General features: G+C 68.5%; 21 protein-coding genes. 15 read left to right on the top strand and 6 right to left on the bottom strand.

Annotated elements, in window-relative coordinates:
* The first annotated feature begins 55 nt into the window (after positions 1–55).
* Both recR and ABNK63_RS07145 read left to right on the top strand, forming a co-directional pair.
* The gene (gene recR, locus ABNK63_RS07140; protein ID WP_007805160.1) at positions 56–655 is read left to right on the top strand and encodes a recombination mediator RecR; all 600 of its coding nucleotides are present in this window, start codon (positions 56–58) and stop codon (positions 653–655) included.
* A 25-nt stretch (positions 656–680) separates the two neighbouring features.
* Positions 681–1,025 (top strand): histidine triad nucleotide-binding protein, encoded by a 345-nt coding sequence (locus ABNK63_RS07145; protein WP_007805161.1) that lies wholly within the window; start codon positions 681–683, stop codon positions 1,023–1,025.
* Between the two features lie 60 nt (positions 1,026–1,085).
* On the opposite strand, the gene ABNK63_RS07150 is transcribed toward ABNK63_RS07145, so the two are convergent.
* From ABNK63_RS07150 to ABNK63_RS07175, 6 genes are all read right to left on the bottom strand, one after another.
* On the bottom strand, positions 1,086–1,664 hold the full coding sequence (locus ABNK63_RS07150; RefSeq protein ID WP_007805163.1) for a Slp family lipoprotein: 579 nt from the start codon (positions 1,662–1,664) through the stop codon (positions 1,086–1,088).
* A 48-nt stretch (positions 1,665–1,712) separates the two neighbouring features.
* On the bottom strand, positions 1,713–3,677 hold the full coding sequence (locus tag ABNK63_RS07155; protein ID WP_350017046.1) for a DUF3488 and transglutaminase-like domain-containing protein: 1,965 nt from the start codon (positions 3,675–3,677) through the stop codon (positions 1,713–1,715).
* Positions 3,674–4,627 carry a DUF58 domain-containing protein gene (locus tag ABNK63_RS07160; protein ID WP_007805168.1) on the bottom strand — a complete coding sequence of 318 codons (954 nt, stop codon included), beginning with the start codon at positions 4,625–4,627 and terminating at the stop codon, positions 3,674–3,676. The genes ABNK63_RS07155 and ABNK63_RS07160 overlap by 4 nt, the downstream gene beginning before the upstream one ends.
* Entirely contained in the window at positions 4,627–5,568 is a 942-nt protein-coding gene (locus ABNK63_RS07165) for a MoxR family ATPase (protein ID WP_040672685.1), read from the bottom strand. Before ABNK63_RS07165 ends, ABNK63_RS07160 begins: the two co-directional genes overlap by 1 nt.
* Positions 5,569–5,638: 70 nt before the next feature.
* Positions 5,639–6,238: a Maf family nucleotide pyrophosphatase gene (locus ABNK63_RS07170; RefSeq protein ID WP_007805172.1), complete on the bottom strand. Its 600-nt coding sequence runs from the start codon at positions 6,236–6,238 to the stop codon at positions 5,639–5,641.
* Entirely contained in the window at positions 6,235–6,690 is a 456-nt protein-coding gene (locus tag ABNK63_RS07175) for a hypothetical protein (protein WP_040672773.1), read from the bottom strand. The genes ABNK63_RS07170 and ABNK63_RS07175 overlap by 4 nt, the downstream gene beginning before the upstream one ends.
* A gap of 143 nt (positions 6,691–6,833) precedes the next feature.
* On the opposite strand from ABNK63_RS07175, the gene ABNK63_RS07180 reads away from it, so the two are divergent.
* The 13 genes from ABNK63_RS07180 (at position 6,834) to ABNK63_RS07240 (ending at position 18,261) form a co-directional block, all read left to right on the top strand.
* Complete coding sequence (locus tag ABNK63_RS07180; RefSeq protein WP_083845909.1) at positions 6,834–7,346, top strand: YceD family protein; 513 nt, start codon at positions 6,834–6,836, stop codon at positions 7,344–7,346.
* A 63-nt stretch (positions 7,347–7,409) separates the two neighbouring features.
* A complete protein-coding gene (gene rpmF, locus ABNK63_RS07185) occupies positions 7,410–7,604 on the top strand; it encodes a 50S ribosomal protein L32 (protein ID WP_007081784.1) in 195 nt (64 codons plus the stop codon).
* A 157-nt stretch (positions 7,605–7,761) separates the two neighbouring features.
* Positions 7,762–8,736, top strand: coding sequence for a beta-ketoacyl-ACP synthase III (locus tag ABNK63_RS07190; RefSeq protein WP_007805180.1), 975 nt, complete (start codon positions 7,762–7,764; stop codon positions 8,734–8,736).
* Between the two features lie 144 nt (positions 8,737–8,880).
* Positions 8,881–9,828 (top strand): ACP S-malonyltransferase, encoded by a 948-nt coding sequence (gene fabD, locus ABNK63_RS07195; RefSeq protein ID WP_040672776.1) that lies wholly within the window; start codon positions 8,881–8,883, stop codon positions 9,826–9,828.
* A gap of 39 nt (positions 9,829–9,867) precedes the next feature.
* Positions 9,868–10,611: a 3-oxoacyl-ACP reductase FabG gene (fabG, locus tag ABNK63_RS07200; protein WP_350017047.1), complete on the top strand. Its 744-nt coding sequence runs from the start codon at positions 9,868–9,870 to the stop codon at positions 10,609–10,611.
* A 197-nt stretch (positions 10,612–10,808) separates the two neighbouring features.
* Positions 10,809–11,048, top strand: a complete 240-nt coding sequence (gene acpP, locus ABNK63_RS07205; RefSeq protein WP_007805185.1) for an acyl carrier protein — start codon at positions 10,809–10,811, stop codon at positions 11,046–11,048.
* Positions 11,049–11,290: 242 nt separating this feature from the next.
* Positions 11,291–12,529: a beta-ketoacyl-ACP synthase II gene (fabF, locus tag ABNK63_RS07210; protein ID WP_007805186.1), complete on the top strand. Its 1,239-nt coding sequence runs from the start codon at positions 11,291–11,293 to the stop codon at positions 12,527–12,529.
* A 10-nt stretch (positions 12,530–12,539) separates the two neighbouring features.
* On the top strand, positions 12,540–13,886 hold the full coding sequence (locus ABNK63_RS07215; protein WP_007805188.1) for an aminodeoxychorismate synthase component I: 1,347 nt from the start codon (positions 12,540–12,542) through the stop codon (positions 13,884–13,886).
* Positions 13,886–14,713, top strand: a complete 828-nt coding sequence (pabC, locus tag ABNK63_RS07220) for an aminodeoxychorismate lyase (RefSeq protein WP_350017048.1) — start codon at positions 13,886–13,888, stop codon at positions 14,711–14,713. Before ABNK63_RS07215 ends, pabC begins: the two co-directional genes overlap by 1 nt.
* Complete coding sequence (mltG, locus tag ABNK63_RS07225; RefSeq protein WP_350017049.1) at positions 14,710–15,744, top strand: endolytic transglycosylase MltG; 1,035 nt, start codon at positions 14,710–14,712, stop codon at positions 15,742–15,744. Before pabC ends, mltG begins: the two co-directional genes overlap by 4 nt.
* Complete coding sequence (gene tmk, locus ABNK63_RS07230; RefSeq protein ID WP_350017050.1) at positions 15,741–16,379, top strand: dTMP kinase; 639 nt, start codon at positions 15,741–15,743, stop codon at positions 16,377–16,379. The genes mltG and tmk overlap by 4 nt, the downstream gene beginning before the upstream one ends.
* Positions 16,376–17,311 (top strand): DNA polymerase III subunit delta', encoded by a 936-nt coding sequence (gene holB / locus ABNK63_RS07235; protein ID WP_350017051.1) that lies wholly within the window; start codon positions 16,376–16,378, stop codon positions 17,309–17,311. The genes tmk and holB overlap by 4 nt, the downstream gene beginning before the upstream one ends.
* Positions 17,308–18,261, top strand: a complete 954-nt coding sequence (locus ABNK63_RS07240) for a PIG-L family deacetylase (protein ID WP_350017052.1) — start codon at positions 17,308–17,310, stop codon at positions 18,259–18,261. Before holB ends, ABNK63_RS07240 begins: the two co-directional genes overlap by 4 nt.
* The last annotated feature ends 66 nt before the right edge of the window (positions 18,262–18,327 follow it).

The raw sequence follows: 18,327 nt of genomic DNA on the forward strand, positions 1-18,327 counted from the left end.
GCCTCGCTCCGCTTCTGCCATTCCCGATTCCCGATGCCCCATTCCCGGATATTGCATGAGCGGCTCCCCACTTCTTGCCGAACTGATCGAAGCGCTGCGCTGCCTGCCCGGGGTAGGCGGCAAGAGCGCGCAACGGATGGCCTTCCATCTGCTGGAGCGTGAGCGCGATCGCGGTCTGAAACTCGCGGCGGTGATGGAACAGGCGATGCAGCGCATCGGTCATTGCGAGCGCTGCCGCAATTTCAGCGAAGAACCCCTGTGCGCGCTGTGCGCCAGCGCCACGCGTGACCGCCAGGTACTTTGCGTGGTGGAGTCGCCGACCGATCTGGCGGCGATCGAGCAGGCCACCGGTTTTCGCGGCCAGTATTTCGTGCTGATGGGTCGCCTGTCGCCGCTCGATGGCCTGGGGCCGGAAGAGCTGGGCCTGCTGCAGCTGAGCCAGCGCCTGGGCGAGGGCGAGGTCGAGGAGCTGATCATCGCCACCAACCCCACCGTGGAAGGCGAAGCCACGGCGCATTACCTGGCCCAGCTGGCCCGCGCCGGCGGCGTGCGGCCGACCCGGCTGGCGCATGGCGTGCCGCTGGGCGGCGAACTGGAATACGTCGACCGCAGCACGCTGGCACACGCCTTCGGCGGTCGCCAGCTGCTGGACTGAAGCCTTGATCCCGAGGGAGCCCGACATGAGCGACACGATTTTCAGCAAGATCATCCGGCGCGAGATACCGGCGGACATCGTCTACGAAGATGACGAGGTGCTGGCTTTCCGCGACCTCAACCCGCAGGCGCCGGTGCACGTGCTGTTCATTCCCAAGCGGCCGCTGGCCACGCTCAACGACGCGGTGGCGGGCGATGCGGAACTGCTCGGCAAGCTGCTGCTGGCGGCGGCGAGCTACGCCAAGTCGGAGGGCTTTGCCGAGCAGGGCTATCGCACCGTGATCAACTGCAACGAGGATGGCGGCCAGACCGTGTTCCACCTGCACGTGCATCTGCTCGCCGGCCGCCGGCTGCACTGGCCGCCGGGCTGAGAGTGGAGCCAGAAAAACGCCGGCTGTGAGCCGGCGTTTTTCTGGATGCTTATTTCTTCCTCATTTCTTCGGCGGCGGGGGCGGGCGCACCACGATCACCCGGCGCGGATAGAAGCCGCCATAGGGGTAACCACCCCAGTACGGACCAAAGCCCGGGCCCCAGAACGGGTCATAGAAGCCTGGCGGATAGTTCACCACCACCGGCCGCTTCGGCCACAGGTAGACCACGTCGGCCTCCACCCGCGGGTAGGCGTAGTCGAACTCGCCGACCTTCTGCGACACCGTGCCGTGCAGGGTGCCGGTGACGGTCAGCTCGCGGCCGCGAACGAACACTTCCGGATCGTAGAAGCCATCGCGGCAGGCCACGAAGCGGCCGAGATTCTCGCCGTTGCTGCCGGCCGTGGGGCGCGCCTGGCTGTCGAGCGGGCGGGACAGCAGGTAGAAGCAGGTCTGCTGCGGACCCGGCTCGGTCTTGATGATTTCGCCGCCCCAGCGCACGTGCGTGCCGCCGGCGCCGCCTTGCTGTGCGCTTGCGGTGGACACGTCGGCGTAGGTGCCTTCCAGCGGTTTCGGAATCGTCGCGCAGCCTGCCAGCAAGGCCAGGGCTGCGGCGAGCGTCAGTGGGCGGTACAGGGACATGGGGATATCTCCAAACGGGGGCAGCGATGACGGCCGTCGATTCGACGGCTATTTGACCACGCGGGCGATACGGAAATCCCGTACCGACCGGATGAAGCGGCGCAATGGTTCATTTGGCGGTTCGGCATGGGCGTAGCGCAACTCAAGATAACTCCTCGTCAGCTCGGCCAGTTCCTCGCGTCGACCAGGCAATGCATCGGCAGCGCGGCGCAGGTAATCCTGCGGGCCTTCGCCGCGCCGGCGCGCGATGCCCTTGCGCGCCAGCTTGCGTTCCAGCTCGCGCATGGCCCCGCGCAACGGGTCACGCGGCTGTCGTCGGCGCAGTGCCCAGACCAGGCCGATCGCGACAAACAGCGTGCTGCTGATCGCCAGCAGCCAGCCCAGTGTCGCGGTATCCACGTCGCGAATGCCGAACGGCTGCAACAGGCCGCGCTGACGCAAGGCGTCGAACCCGATAACGCCCTGGTCCCACCAGCGGTTGACAATGTCCCAGCGGTTGCGCAGTCCCTGCAGCCAGTCGGTGCGGTACCAGGCCAGCTGGTCGCCGGCCGCGGCGGCTGCACCTTGCGACACGCGTTCCGGGCGCACCGCGCCGGTGGGGTCAACGCGCACCCAGCCACGACCGGGCAGCCACACTTCGCTCCAGGCGTGGGCGTCGGAGTTGCGCACCAGCAGGTAATTGGCGGCCTTGTTCCAGTATCCGCCCTGATAGCCGGTGACCACCCGGGCGGGAATGCCGGCGGCACGCATCAGCACGGTGAAGGACGAGGCGTAGTGTTCGCAGAAACCCTCGCGGGTGCCGAACAGGAAGTCGTCCATGGCGTTGCGCCCCAGCGGTGCCGGGGCCAGCGTGTAGCGAAAGCCGCCGTCGTGGAACAGCGCGAGCGCGGCACGCACGATGGCGCCGTCGTCGCCGCCGTGACTCTGGCGCCACTCCCGCCCCAGCGCCAGCGTCCGCGGGTTGAATCCGTCGGGCAATTGCAGCCAGCGACGCCGATGCGGGCCCAGCTCAGGCTCCAATCGATAGCGCGTGGCCGAACTCAGGCTGTAGCGGAGCGTGTCGTTGACCGGCTTGTCGGCGACGACCACCCGGTCGGAACGCATGCGGGCACCGGCTGGTGCGTCGATCGGCACATCGAGGGTGGGCAGCACGTTCTGCTGGCTGGCGACGAGGCTGACGTGATAGCTCGTGGAGCCGGCGACTTCCAGCTTCGACGGCGCCAGCGTGGCCAGGTCGCGGAACGTCCAGGTGAAGCCGTCGTAACGGGCCATGACGTAGGCGCGGAAATAACGCTGGGCGCGGACCGGCGGAGTGCCGTCGAAAGTCACCCGCATGGCGGGGCTGTCGTCCATCATCAGCTCGGCAAACTTGCCAGGCGACACGCTGTCGGCCAGGCCGGTGCTGGCCTGGTCGGGCGTGGGCGCGCCCCACAGCGGCGAGTCGAGTCGGGGAACCAGCAGGAAGGCCAGCAGCGCCAGCGGCAATGCCGCGCCGATCAACCCCAGGCCGGGCAGCAGCGAGCGCGGCAGGCTGTCCGTCACCTGGGCGGGTTCCAGTGCACGCAAGGTGGCCAGCGCCGGCAGCAGGCCCAGGGCGACGGCAACGGTGGCGACCATGCCCTGGCCGGACAGCAGCGCCGCCATCAGGGCGAAGCAGGCGAAGCTGATGCCGACCCTGGCGTCGCGGACGGTTTCGGTCTCCAGCAGCTTCAGCACCAGCAGGCCCACCGCCAGCGCGGTGCCCGGTTCCCGGCCGAAAACATTGCCGTACTGCAGGATCACCGCCAGTGTCAGCAAGGCCAGCATCGGCAGCTTCAGCCAACGCGGCACGCGGCCGGCGCGCTGTCGCCGCTGCCACCAGCGCCAGCCGAGCACCACGGCCAGCACCGCCACGAGCCACCATGGCATGTGCAGGGCATGCAGGCCGAGCACCATTGCCAGGGTCAGGCTGAGAAGGTCGAAGGCACGGGCGTCGACGGGATGGACGGGCGTGGCGGCGCGCAGGCGGCTCATGGCAATCGCGCCAGGGCGTTCATGCAGCGCGCGTAGTGCAGCGGCCCGTTGCTGCTGGTGATCTCGTCGCCGGGCAGCCACAGGCTGTAGCTGCAGCGCTGGGCCTCCGCCTCGTCCACCCAGCGGGCGAGACGGGCGATGCGCGCCTCGTTCTCCATGCCGCCAAGCTGGCGCCAGTCGAGCTGCCATTGCGGGCGGCTTTGCGGCTGCTCGAAATCCTTGACCAGCAGATTTTCGTGGCGCGCGCTGCTTTTCCAGGCGATGTGGCGGCGCGGGTCGCCGACCCGGTAGTCGCGCAAGGCGGCCAGTTCGTCGCCACGGTACAGCCGCATGTGGCGGGCATCACCCGCCGGCGCGCGGGGCGGCGGACCGGCGTCCTCCGCGCGCGGCCACACCAGCACGGCCTGCTCCGGTCGCAGCCAGCTCCATGCGCGGAACATCCCGAGCGGCCAGCTGCTCCATACCCGCATGCGCGGCATCGCCTGCCAGCCGCGCTTTTCGGTGGCCAGGGAAAGTTGCACTGCGGTGCCGCTGCGACCATCGAGCGCGAAGGCGATGGTGCCGTCGGCAAGTTCCACGCGAATCGATTGGCGCGGACGGGCGGAGTCGAATTCCAGGGTGAGCATGAGCGGGTCGCCGGCCACCGCATGTCCGGCGCGGACATGCGCCAGGCGCAGGCCGTCGAGGTTGCGGAATGCCACCAGCATGCTCGCCGCGCTGGCGGCGCCGAGCAGGCAGGTCAGCAGCAGGGCGGCGTTGTTGCTGTAGTTCAGCGCGCCGGCGAGCATCACCAGCAGCAGCACGGAGAAGCCCAGGCCGAAACCGGTCGGCACGATGTAGATGCGGCGCCGGTGCAGTTCGATCGGCAGGCTTTCCGGGCGGCGATAGCGGGTGAGTGCGGGCAGCCGGCCTTCGGCCCAGCGTTGCAGGCGTTGCATCACGCTGCGCATCAATCCACCGCGACCTCGGTCAGCAACTGCCGCGCCAGCGTGTCGCCATGGGCGCCACGTGCCGGCAGCAGGCGATGGGCGGCCAGCGGGACGAACAGCGCCTGCAGGTCTTCCGGCAGCACATGGTTGCGATGGTGGAGCAGGGCCCATGCTCGTGCCGCGCCCAGCAGGGCGAGGCCGGCGCGTGGCGACAGTCCCACCCGGATGTCGGCATGGCGGCGGCTGGCGCTCAGCAGGGCCTGCAGATAGTCGAGCAGGGCGTTGCTGGCGGTGATCGACTGCGACTGCCGATGCAGCTCGATCAGCGCCGCCGCATCCAGCTTCGGGCGCAACTGCGCCAGCAGGTCGCGCCGGTCGCTGCCGCCGAGCAGGGCACGTTCGGCGGCGGCGTCGGGGTAGTCCAGCGACAAGCGCAGCATGAAGCGGTCGAGCTGGGAATCGGGCAACGGGAAGGTGCCGTTCAGATCCAGCGGGTTCTGCGTGGCAACCACGAAGAACGGCTGCGCCAGCGGGTGGGTCTGGCCGTCCACGGTGACCTGGCCTTCGGCCATCGCCTCCAGCAGGGCGCTTTGCGTTTTCGGACTGGCGCGGTTGATCTCGTCGGCCAGCAGCAGGCCGGTGAAAATCGGGCCGGGGTGGAAGCGGAACTGCGCCGTCTCGCGTTCGTAGACGCTGACCCCGAGGATGTCCGAAGGCAGCAGGTCGCTGGTGAACTGCACGCGCTGGAAGTCCAGCGCGAAGGTGGCGGCCAGGGCGTGCGCCAGGGTGGTCTTGCCCACGCCGGGCACGTCTTCCAGCAGCAGGTGGCCGCCGGCGATCAGGCAGGCGAAGGCCAGTTTCACCTGCCGCGGCTTGCCGAGCAGCACCAGGTTGACCTGGGCCATCGCGGCATCCAGTCGCTGCTGCAGGGATTCTTCGTGAGGCTGGGTCATGGCGGACATCGTGGCAGGGTTCTTCGCTGGCGTGACGGGTGCCAGTGTAGCCGCCCCGCAGGGATGTTCCGGGACGGCCTCAGGGCAGGGCGACGCCGGCTTCGCGCAGCAGGCGCGCCAGTGCGATCAGGGGCAGGCCGATCAGCGCGCTGGGGTCGTGGTTGTCGATGGTTTCGAACAGGCTGATGCCGAGGCCTTCGCACTTGAAGCTGCCGGCACAATCCAGGGGTTGTTCGCGTTCCACGTAACGAAGGATTTCGTCGGCCTGCAGCGGGCGGAAGCGCACACGGGTCAGGTCGACATGGGTGTGCTGCCGATGCTGGCGGGTGTCGATCACGCACAGCGCGGTATGGAACAGCACCTCGCGCCCCGAGCTGGCGGCAAGCTGCGCGCAGGCATTCTGCGGGTTGCCCGGCTTGTCCAGCAGCCGGTCATCCAGCGCGGCGACCTGGTCCGAACCGATCACCAGCGAGTCCGGATGGAGCGCAGCCACGGCCTCGGCCTTGGCGATGGCCAGGCGCAAGGCGCGTGCGCCGGGCGCTTCGCCAGGCCATGTCGCCTCGTCGGTTCCCGGCGCGGCCTGTTCGAACTGCTGCAGCAGCAGCCGGCGCAGCAGTTCGGCACGGTAGCGCGAGGTCGAGGCCAATACGATGCGGGGTGAGGGGCCGGCCTGGATCATGGGTCCGATTCGCGCCGGATATGCTCGCGCATGGCGCTGTCGAGATCGGTCTGCGCCTGGTCGAGGGCCTTCAGCAGGGGTTGCAGGCGGCTGCGCGTATCGCGCATCGAGCTGGCGGCTTCATCCAGTTCCTGCTGGCTGGCCTGCGGCGAGCGATCCCTGATCCACAGGCGCTGCTGCAGCAGGGCGCGCAGGCCGGCGTCGACCGCATGTCGGGCCTCCTGCTCGCTGGCGGCGGGCAGGTCCGGGTTCAGCGACATCACCGCATGCGCCTGTTGCAGGCCGGCGCGGCAGGTCTTCAGGTCGGCTTCCAGGCGATCGGCCAAGTCGAGCAGGTTGGTCAGGCTGCTGCCGCGCAGGTTCTGGCGCCGTCGCAGCAGCAGCGCGCTGGCGGCAAGGCCGACCAGCAGCACCAGCAGCGCGACGAGGCCCAGGGTGAGGTAGGAGTTCAAGGGCAGCGGCTCGGGCGACAGGGAGAGCAAGTCTGCCGCATCAGGGGCAAATCAGGCAAAATGCGCCGCCGGCCGGCCATTTCGCGGGTTCGGGCGCCGCACCAGTTGACTTCAGGCGGCCTGGAACCTAACATTTCGCGATTATGTCCGTGACACTGCCAGAGTCCGTGGACGCCTGGCGCATGGTCTCGGCGCGGCGTTCGTTCGAGGGAACGCTTCCTGTGGCGTCCATGCCACGCCTGTGCGGGGCGTTGGCCGATACCGATGGATCGGTGCATTTCGAGCTGGATTTCGGGCGCGACGAGCTGGGCATCAGCTATGTCGACGTCCGTGCCACCGGATCGCTGAGCGTGACATGCCAGCGCACGCTGGAGCCGTTCGACTTGCCGGTGACGGTGGACACGCGGCTCGGCCTGATCAGACAGGAGCGCGAAGAGGCGGGATTGCCGCCCGATTGCGAGCCGCTGCTGGTGGCCGAGGATGGCCGGTTGAATCCGGTGGATGTGATAGAAGACGAATTGTTGTTGGCGCTGCCGCTGATTCCGATCAATCCGGACAGCAGCCTGCCCGACGAAGCGATCAGCCAGGAACCGGAGACCTCCGGCGAAGGGCAGTCGGAAAATCCGTTCGCGGTGTTGCGCGAACTGAAGAAGTAAACGCCGACCCGAGTCATCGGGTCATCAAGTCACAGATCATCAAGTTTCCGTTGGAGAACTACCATGGCAGTTGCCAAGAGCCGCCGTACCCCGTCCACCCGCGGCATGCGCCGCTCGCACGATTCGCTGAAGACCGTGCAGCTGTCGACCGATCCGACCAGTGGCGAGGTGCATCTGCGCCATCACGTCACCAAGGACGGTTACTACCGCGGCAAGAAGGTGATCGAGACCAAGGGTGCGGTGTCAGTCGAGGATTGATCTGCTTCGGGAGCCCTTCGGGGTTTCCGGACTTGGTCGGCAAAACGGCGCGGTGACGCGCCGTTTTGCGTTGTTGGACAGCCGGATGCCGGGCGCGGCGGTTGCACTGGTGCCGCCCAAGGCGTTCAATCCCCAGTTTACGTTGATGGACAGCTGAATGGCCCAGATCTACTCCCGCATCATTGCCACCGGCAGCGCGCTGCCGGAGCGCGTGGTAACCAACGCCGACCTGGAAAAGATCGTCGAGACGAGTGACGAGTGGATCCGCAGCCGCACCGGCATCCGCCAGCGTCATATCGCGGCCGACGGCGAAACCACCGGCGACCTGGCCTTCCGTGCCGCGCAGCAGGCACTGGAGGCAGCTGGCGTCAAGGCGTCCGAGCTGGACCTGATCATCCTGGGCACCACCACGCCGGACATCATCTTCCCGTCCACCGCCTGCCTGGTGCAGCATCGCCTGGGCGCCAACGGCTGTGCCGCGTTCGACGTCAACGCCGCGTGCTCGGGCTTCGTCTACGCGCTGGGCATCGCCGACAAGTTCATCAAGAGCGGACAGTCGAAGAAGGTGCTGGTGATCGGCGCGGAAACGCTGACCCGCATGGTCGACTGGACCGAGCGCGAGACCTGCGTGCTGTTCGGCGACGGCGCCGGCGCGGTGGTGCTGGAGGCCTCGGACGAACCGGGCATCCATGCCACCTGCCTGCATGCCGATGGTGGTCACAAGGAACTGCTGTACAACCCGGTGGGCGTCTCCGTCGGTTTCAGGGACGAGCCCAACCACGGCGTGCGCATCCGCATGGCGGGTCGCGAAGTGTTCAAGGTCGCGGTGAAGACGCTGGATTCGCTGGTCGAGGAAACCCTCGCCGCTGCCGGCATGAACGAGTCGCAGATCGACTGGCTGATTCCGCACCAGGCCAACCTGCGCATCATCGAGGCGACCGCCAAGCGGCTCAACATGTCGATGGAGCGCGTCATCGTCACCGTCGACAAGCACGCGAACACGTCGTCCGGTTCGGTGCCGCTGGCGCTGGATTACGCGGTGCGTTCGGGCAAGGTGCAGCGTGGCCAGAACCTGCTGCTGGAAGCCTTCGGCGGCGGTTTCACCTGGGCGTCCGCACTGCTGCGCTACTGATCCGGCAAGCGTTTCCATGCCGGTCACGATGCCGCCCTCGGGCGGCATCGCCTTTTTCGGGTCGGCGGATTCGCGAAATACAGCTGCGTATGGCGGGCCATGCATGGCACCATGTTCGCTTTCGTCGACGGGATTCGCCCATCCATGAGTTCAACCGCTTCCTCGCTCGCTTTCGTCTTTCCCGGCCAGGGTTCGCAGTCGGTCGGCATGCTGGCCGAACTGGCCGCTGTACACAGTGAAGTCCGGGCCGCCTTCGACGAAGCTTCGCAAGGCGCCGGTGTCGATCTGTGGAGCCTGAGCGCCCAGGGTCCGGAAGATCAGCTCAACCGTACCGAGAACACCCAGCCCGCGCTGCTCGCGGCCAGCGTCGCGGTGTGGCGGGTGTGGCAGAAGCTGCGCGGGGCGCAGCCGGCCCGCCTGTCCGGTCACAGCCTGGGTGAGTACAGCGCGCTGGTCTGCGCCGGAGCGATCTCCCTGCATGACGCGGCGGCGCTGGTGGCCGAACGCGGCCGGCTGATGCAGGCCGCGGTGCCGGCGGGCGTCGGCGCGATGGCGGCGATCCTCGGTGGCGACGATGCACAGATCGCCGCGGTGTGCGACGAGGTGGCACAGGGCCAGGTGGTGGCGCCGGCGAATTTCAATTCGCCCGGCCAGCTGGTGATTGCCGGCAATGCCGAGGCGGTCGATCGCGCGCTGGCCCGGCTTGCCGAGCTGGGCGTGAAGAAGGCGATCAAACTGGCCGTGTCGGTGCCGTCGCATTGCGCACTGATGTGCGAAGCGGCCGACAAGCTGGGCGAGCGGATGGCGACGGTCGACTGGAAGCTGCCGTCCGTGCCGGTCATCCAGAACGCCGAAGCGTGCAGCTACGGCAGCATCGAGGAGATCCGCGGCGCACTGCAGCGCCAGCTGTACATGCCCGTGCGCTGGACCGAATGCGTGCAGGCGCTGGCTGCCGGCGGCGCCACGCGCGTCGCCGAGTGCGGCCCGGGCAAGGTGCTGGCCGGCCTGATCAAGCGCATCGACAAGAGCATCGAGGCGCGCGCGATCGGCGCCCCGGCGGATCTCGATGCCGCACTCGCCGAGTGGGCCTGACCGCCCCTCGATCATCGAATTTCCGAAGGAACGTTGTTCATGAGCAAACCACTGCAAGGTGAAATCGCGCTGGTCACCGGCGCCAGTCGCGGCATCGGCGCGGCGATCGCCGACGAGCTGGCGGCGATGGGCGCCACCGTCATCGGCACGGCCACCAGCGACGGCGGTGCCGTCGCCATCGGCGAGCGCATGGCCGCCCACGGCGGCCACGGTCGCAAGCTGGACGTCACCGACGGCGCGGCCGTCGAGGGCCTGGTCGAGGCGATCACGAAGGAGTTCGGCACGGTCTCGATCCTGGTCAACAACGCGGGCATCACCCGCGACCAGTTGTTGATGCGCATGAAGGAAGACGACTGGCAGGCGATCATCGACACCAACCTCACCTCGGTCTATCGCACCTCGAAGGCGGTGATGCGCGGCATGATGAAGGCGAAGAAGGGTCGCATCATCTCGATCGCCTCGGTGATCGGCCTTACCGGCAACCCGGGGCAGGCCAATTACGCAGCGGCCAAGGCGGGCATCATCGCGTTTTCCAAGTCGCTGGCCCGCGAGATCGGCAGCCGCGGCATCACCGTCAACGTGGTGGCGCCCGGCTTCATCGATACCGACATGACCCGCGCCCTGCCCGAAGATGCGAAGCAGGCGATGCTGGGGCAGATCGCACTGGGGCGGCTGGGCGAGGCGAAGGACATCGCCAGCGCGGTGGGCTTCCTGGCCTCGCCGGCGGCCGCCTACATCACCGGAGAAACACTGCACGTCAACGGCGGCATGTACATGCCGTAGCGTGGGTTGACGCAGTTGTCGCCAGCAGCTTCGTTTTAGGCGACAATTGCGCTTTCGTGCCGGTCAGCGGGGGTCTCTTCCCCGTGATGCCGGCCCATCGTGGCAGCCTTGCGGTTTAGCCACTACAATGCGCCGGCCTTTTGCAGGCTTTGAGCCGGCACAGACAAATCAATTACTCCTTGAGAGGTATGGGCAACATGAGCACCATCGAAGAGCGCGTCAAGAAAATCGTCATCGAGCAGTTGGGCGTGAAGGAAGATGAAGTCACGGCGAACGCTTCGTTCGTTGACGACCTGGGCGCAGATTCGCTGGACACGGTGGAACTGGTGATGGCACTCGAAGAAGAGTTCGAGACCGAGATCCCGGATGAAGATGCCGAGAAGATCACCACCGTGCAGCAGGCCGTCGATTACATCAAGGCCCACTCCAAGGATTGATCGGCAGGGAATTGACCGCCGTTGCGCGGATGGGCTCGCCTGGCGCGGGCCGGTTCGTTCACACGGCGGTACCGAAGGCTGCGCCATCTTGGCGCAGTTTTCGTTTCTGCAATTTGTAACGTCCGATCCCGTATGGTCGCCGGGGAATCCGGCGACCCGGGTGAATCGCGGATCGGACGGGTCATGGCTTTGCCTGGGCTGTCGGCAGCGGCGGGCCCGCGCAATCACGTAAGGAAATCAGCATGAGCAAGCGACGTGTGGTAGTGACCGGCATGGGCATCATCTCGCCGGTCGGCAACGACATCGCCAGCGCCTGGGATCGCGTCGTCCAGGGCGTCAGCGGGATCGGCCCGGTCACGCATTTCGACACCTCCGCTTATTCCACGCGCATTGCCGGCCAGGTCAGCGGCTTCGATCCGGCTGACTGGATGGCGGCGAAAGACGTCAAGAAGATGGACCCGTTCATCCACTATGGCGTGGCCGCCGGCACCCAGGCCCTGCGCGATTCCGGGCTGGAGGTGACCGAGGCGAATGCGCCCCGCATCGGCGTGGCCGTGGGCGCAGGCATCGGCGGCCTGTACACGATCGAGGCGACCGCGCTGGAACTGGCCGCCAAGGGGCCGCGCCGCGTCTCGCCGTTCTACGTGCCCAGCTCGATCATCAACATGGTCTCCGGCCAGCTGTCGATCATGTTCGGCCTGAAGGGACCGAACATCGCCTGCGTGACGGCCTGCACCACGGGCACCCACAACATCGGCCTGGCCGCGCGGATGATCCAGTACGGCGATGCCGACGCGATGATCGCCGGCGGCGCCGAGTTCGCCACCACCGGTACCGCGATGGCCGGCTTCTGCTCGGCCAAGGCCATGTCCACCCGCAACGACGAACCGACCAGGGCCAGCCGTCCGTGGGACAAGGACCGCGACGGCTTCGTGCTGTCCGACGGTTCCGGCGTGCTGATGCTGGAAGAGTACGAGCACGCCAAGGCCCGCGGCGCCCGCATCTACGCCGAGCTGGTCGGCTTCGGCATGAGCGGCGACGCGTACCACATGACGGCGCCCAGCGAGGGCGGCGAAGGCGCGGCGCGCTGCATGCAGACGGCGCTGGACGATGCACGCCTGAACCCCGCCGAGGTGCAGTACGTCAATGCGCATGGCACCTCCACGCCGCTGGGCGACCTGGGCGAGGTGATGGCGGCGAAGAAGGTGTTCGGCGACCATGCCTACAAGCTGGCGATGAGCTCGACCAAGTCGACCACCGGCCACCTGCTGGGTGCGGCCGGCGGCGTCGAGGCGATCTTCACCATCCTGGCGCTGCGCGACCAGGTGCTGCCGCCCACGATCAACCTGGACAATCCCGGCGAAGGTTGCGATCTCGACTTCGTGCCGAACACCGCACGCGAGGCGAAGTTCGACGTGGCGATCTCCAACTCGTTCGGCTTTGGCGGCACCAACGGCACGCTGGCCTTCCGTCGCGTCTGACGCGCCACGCGTGACCTGCCATCGCCGCATCCTGCCCGGCCGGCGCGACCTGCTCGCGCCGGCCGCTTCATTTCCCGCGCGCTATCCCTGCCTGCTGGAAAGCGTGGTGCATGGCACCGCGCAGTCGCGCTACGACATCCTGTTCGGGTTTCCCGAAGACTCGCTGAGCCTGCACGCGGACGGGAGCCTGCGCGACCACGACGGACAGCCGCGGGAAGGGCGCTTCCTCGACGCGCTGGATGAGGCGTGGCGCGCGGCCCGCCTGCCGCCCGCAGGCGACGACCTGCCGTTCCACGGCGGCTGGGTGCTGCTGCTGGCCTATGAGCTGGCCGGCGAGATCGAGCCGGGACTGCGCCTGCGCCCGCCCGCCGAACTGCCCCTGGCGCTGGCGCTGCGCTGCCCGGCGGCGGTGATCGTCGACCATGCACGTGACTGCACGATCCTGGTCGCCGAGGCGGGGCAGGAGGATCTTCTCGACCGGCTCGAAGCGGATCTTGGCGCGGAACCCGCGGTCCCGCCGCTGGCCGCGCCGTGCGGCTGGGAAGAAGACGCGCCGGAACACTTCCTCGACGGCGTGGCGCGCATCCACGAGCATCTCCAGGCCGGTGACATCTTCCAGGTGAACCTGTCGCGGGCATGGCGTGCCCGTTACGCGCCGCCGCCCACCGCGGCCTCGCTCTACGCGGTGTTGCGCCGTGCCAACCCGGCGCCGTTCGCCGGCCTGCTGCAGCAACCGGGCTGGGCGGTGGTCAGCTCGTCGCCGGAGCGCCTGGTCGAAGTGCGCGGCGGCGTGGCGCAGACCCGGCCGATCGCAGGCACCCGCCCGCGCGTGGCCGGTGACGACGATGCGGCGCGCATCCGCGAGCTCAGCGCGCATCCGAAGGAGCGCGCCGAGCATGTGATGCTGATCGACCTGGAGCGCAACGACCTGGGTCGGGTCTGCGTGCCGGGCACGGTCGCGGTCGACGAGCTGATGGTGGTGGAGAGTTACGCCCACGTTCACCACATCGTCTCCAATGTACGCGGGCGACTGCGCAGCGAGGTGACGCCCGGCGAGGTGATCGCCGCCACTTTCCCGGGCGGCACCATCACCGGTTGTCCCAAGGTGCGCTGCATGGAAATCATCGCGGCGCTGGAAGACGCGCCACGCGGCGCCTATACCGGCGCGCTGGGTTATCTCGATCGCAACGGTGACCTCGACTTGAACATCCTGATCCGCACGCTGACCCTGCTGGGCAACGAAGTGAGCCTGCGCGCCGGCGCCGGCATCGTGGCCGATTCGGTGGCGGCCAGCGAGCTGGCGGAAACCCGCGCCAAGGCGCGCGGGCTGCTGCGCGCACTGGGAGTGCCGGACTGATGCCCGCGCGCATCCTGGTCGACGGTGAAGCGGCGCAGCAGGTTTCGGTGCTGGATCGTGGCCTGGCCTACGGTGACGGCCTGTTTGAAAGCATTCGCCTGGTCGGCGGCGTCGCGCCCCTGTGGTCGCGTCACATGCAACGACTGGCCGATGGCTGCGCGCGCCTGCGGATTCCCGCGGCCGACCCGCAGCAACTTTGGCGCGAGGCGTTGCAGGTCAGCGAAGGCATGCCGCACTCGGTGGTCCGCATCACGCTCAGCCGCGGCCAGGGTGAGCGCGGCTACGCGCTGCCGGTCCACGTGCGACCCACCCGCGTGGTGGCTGCATTCGCACCACCGCAAGTGGACCCGAACGTGTATTCGGAAGGCGTGTGCATGCGCGTCTGCACGATCCGCCTGGCGGAACAGCCCCTGTTGACCGGCATCAAGCATCTGAACCGGCTGGAGCAGGTCATGGCGCGGGCCGAGTGGGATGATCCGGCGATCGCCGAAGGCGTCCTGCTGGATAGCCACGAGCGGGTGATTTCGGCGACCATGGCCAATCTGTTTGCGGTGATCGATGGTCAGTTGCTGACGCCATCGCTGGACCGCTGCGGCGTGGCCGGGGTGGCGCGAGCCGAGGTGCTGGCGTGCTGCTCGGAGGCGCGAGTGGGTGAGATGACGCTGGCGATGCTGCACGCGGCGGACGAGTTGTTCCTCAGTTCGAGCGTGCGCGGCATCGTGCCGGTGCGTTCGCTCGATGGGCGCGACCATCGGCCCGGTGCACTCACGCGCCGGTTGCAGCAGCATTGGCAGGATCTGGGTTTCACGATGGAGCAGGCTGGATGAGTGACAAACGGATGCGCGGTCGCGCATGGCTCAAGCTGCTGGTGCTCCTGCTGCTGGCCGCAGCCGTTGCCGTGTTCTATCTCGGCAATGCCTATACGCGGTTCAATTCGACGCCGCTGAACGTGGCGGCCGGCGGTGGCAGCATAGAAGTGGCCCGGGGCAGCAGCTTCAGGGACATCGTCGCCGACCTGCGCCGGCAGGACCTGAGCACGGCCAACCCGCTGTACTGGCGGGCACTGGCGGCGCAGATGCGGGTGGCCGGCAAGCTGCATGCCGGCGAGTACGCCCTCGAGCCGGGCATCACGCCGCGCCAGCTGCTGGCCAACATGGCGGCAGGCCGGGTGCTGCAGCGCAATTTCACCATCGTCGACGGCTGGACCTTCGCCGAACTGCGCCAGGCGCTGGCCAGGGCGGAGAAGCTGCAGCACGACAGCGCCAACCTGGATGACGCCGCCGTGATGCAGAAGATCGGTGCGGGCGGCGAGGCGCCGGAAGGGCGTTTCCTGCCCGAGACCTACGCCTATGTGAAGGGTGACAGCGACCTGGACATCCTGCGCCGTGCGCACGCTGCGATGGTGAAGACGCTGGATGAGCTGTGGCCGGGCCGCGCGCCGGACCTGCCGCTGGCCACGCCGTACGAGGCGCTGATCCTGGCCTCGATCGTGGAGAAGGAAACCGGCCTTCCCGTCGAGCGGGCGCAGATCGCCGGGGTGTTCGTGCGACGGCTGCAGAACCACATGCTGCTGCAGACCGACCCCAGCGTGATCTACGGCATGGGTGCGAACTATGCCGGCAATATCCGCAAGAGCGACCTGACCACCGACACGCCGTTCAACACCTATACCCGGGCCGGCCTGCCGCCGACACCGATCGCCTTGCCCGGCAGGCCCGCGCTGGTCGCGGCCCTGCATCCGGCCGCCGGCGATGCGCTGTATTTCGTGGCGCGTGGCGATGGCGGCCACGTGTTTGCGCGCACCCTGGAAGAACACAATCGCCATGTCGACTGCTACCAGCGGAAGCGTTGCCGATGACCGCGCGAGGAAAGTTCATCAGCCTCGAAGGCGGCGAGGGTGCGGGCAAGAGCACCTTGCTGGCCGGCCTGCGCGAACACCTCGAACGATGCGGCGTGTCGCTGGTGCAGACGCGCGAACCCGGCGGAACCGCCGTGGGCGAAGCCGTGCGCGCGATCGTACTCGATCCGGTCCAGCGCGGCATGGCCGCGGAAACCGAACTGCTGCTGATGTTCGCCGCGCGTGCGCAACTGGTGCGCGAGGTGATCGAGCCGGCCCTGGCGGCGGGGCGCTGGGTGCTGTGTGACCGCTACGCCGATGCCAGCCATGCCTACCAGGGTGGCGGTCGCGGCCAGCCGACCGAACGCATCGCAGAGCTGGAACGCTGGGCCTGCATGGGCGTGCAGCCTGACCTGACCCTGCTGCTCGACCTGCCGGTGGCTACCGGGCGGGCCCGCGCTGCCGGTCGCGGCGACGCCGACCGCATCGAGGTCGAGGCCGATGCGTTCTTCGAACGCGTGCGTGCCCGTTATCGCGAGCGTGCTGCCGCCGAGCCGGAACGTTTCCGGACGCTCGACGCCGGCCAGTCGCCGGCCCAGGTGCTGGCTGCCGCCACGATGGCACTGGAAGATCTGCTGGCCGGGGCGCGGCCATGAGCGTGCTGCCCTGGCAGCTTCCGCACTGGGCGCGGCTGCAGGCAAGTCGCCAGCGCGGGGCGCTGGCGCATGCGCTGCTGGTTTGTGGTGCTGCCGGGCTGGGCAAGCGCGCGTTCGTCCAGCATTTCATACAGGGGCTGCTGTGCAGCGAGCCGGTGGACGGCGAGCCCTGCGGTCATTGCCGCAGCTGCCTGCTGATCGCCGCCGGTTCCCATCCGGACCTGGTCACCTTGAGTTTCGGGCTGCGCAAGGATGGCGTGCAGCGCAGCGAGATCGTGGTCGACCAGATCCGCGAACTGTCCGCGCGGCTGGCGATGAACAGCCAGTTCGGCGGCTGGCAGGTGGCGATCATCGACCCTGCCGACGCGATGAACGCGGCTGCCGCCAATGCGCTGCTGAAGACGCTGGAGGAGCCGGCCGCGCAGACCATGCTGATCCTGCTGGCCGATGCGCCCTGGCGCCTGCCGCAGACCATTCGCAGCCGTTGCCAGCGAGTCGAGTTCCAGCTTCCGGCTGAAGCCGACGCGCTGGCCTGGCTGCAGGACGAAGGCGTGCGCCATCCCGCGGAGGCGCTGGCGGCGGCTGCGGGCAATCCCGGCCTGGCCCGGGCCTGGGCCGGCGAGGGCGCACTGGAGCGCCGGCAGGAAGTGCGCAAGGACCTGGCGGCGCTGGCCGCCGGTCGGGGACAGCCGATCGAGGTCGTCAAGCGCTGGCTGGACAACGAGCCGGCACAGCGGCTGTGGTTCGCCGCCCAGGCCACCGCGGACGAGATCCGTGCGCGTTCATCAGCCAGCGCCGCGCCGTTGGCCAGCGCCATGGATGTCGAGGCGCTGGCGCACTGGTATGACGCGGTCAATCGTACTCGCGAGACCCTGCGCGGGCCGCTGCGTGGCGACCTGTTGCTGCTCGAACTGCTCGCGCAGTGGCGATGACCCCGGCTGGCGGCATCTTGCTGACGTCGGCGGCGATGGATGGCTTGCCGGAGTTGTCCGCACGGACCCGGTTGCTGGTGGTCGCGCCGCATCCGGATGACGAGACCATCGCCACCGGCCTGCTGATCCAGCGGGTACGTGCGGCGGGTGGCGAGGTGCGCATCCTGCTGCTGACGGCCGGCGACAACAATCCCTGGCCGCAGCGCTGGCTGGAGCGACGCATCCGCATCGGCGCCGACGATCGCAGGCGCTGGGGCCAGCGCCGTCGCGGCGAGATGTTGCAGGCGTTGCAGCAGCTTGGCCTGGATGATTCGAGCCTGCAGCCGCTGGACTGGCCCGACATGGGGCTGACCGAGCTGCTGTTGCAGTCGCCCCGAGCTGCCGTGGCGACGCTGGCGGCGGCCATCGATGCGTTTGGCCCCAGCCTGGTGCTGGCGCCGGCGCTGTCCGACCATCATCCCGATCACGGCTCGGCGCACGTGCTGGTGCGCCTGGCCCTGGCCGGACGGTCCGCCCCGCCGCCCCTGCTGGGCTACCTGGTGCATGGGGATCGTGGTGACGACTCTTTCGAAGTGGCCGGCAGCACCTTGCAGGTGGCCCGCAAGCTCGCTGCGCTGGAGGCACACTGCAGCCAGATGGCACTCAGCGGCACGCGCATGCGGCACCTGGCCGGCCGACCGGAATGCTGGGCCTGGCCAGCCCCGCCGCTGGCGGCCTTGCCCTGGCGGCCGCCGGCCTGGCTGAACCCGTGGCTGCGGCTCAGCGTGGTCAGTGCCGCGGGGGTGGAACGCTGGCGCTGGGCACAGGCCCCGCTGCAACGCGACGATGCCGGAAGCTGGCGCCTGCTGCCCTCCGCCGTGGCACGCGAGGCGCCGGTTTTCGCGCGCCTGACCCTGGCCTTGCCCACGCCGTGGATTTTCGATCACTGGGGGTGGTGCGAACTTTCCTGACCGGCTGCCCGTGCAGGACGGCTCTTGCGCGCCCCGGTTGACCGGGCTAGCTTGAGGCAGGGGGAA

This window comes from Rhodanobacter sp. IGA1.0 (genome assembly GCF_040208325.1).
Lineage (GTDB): Bacteria > Pseudomonadota > Gammaproteobacteria > Xanthomonadales > Rhodanobacteraceae > Rhodanobacter > Rhodanobacter spathiphylli.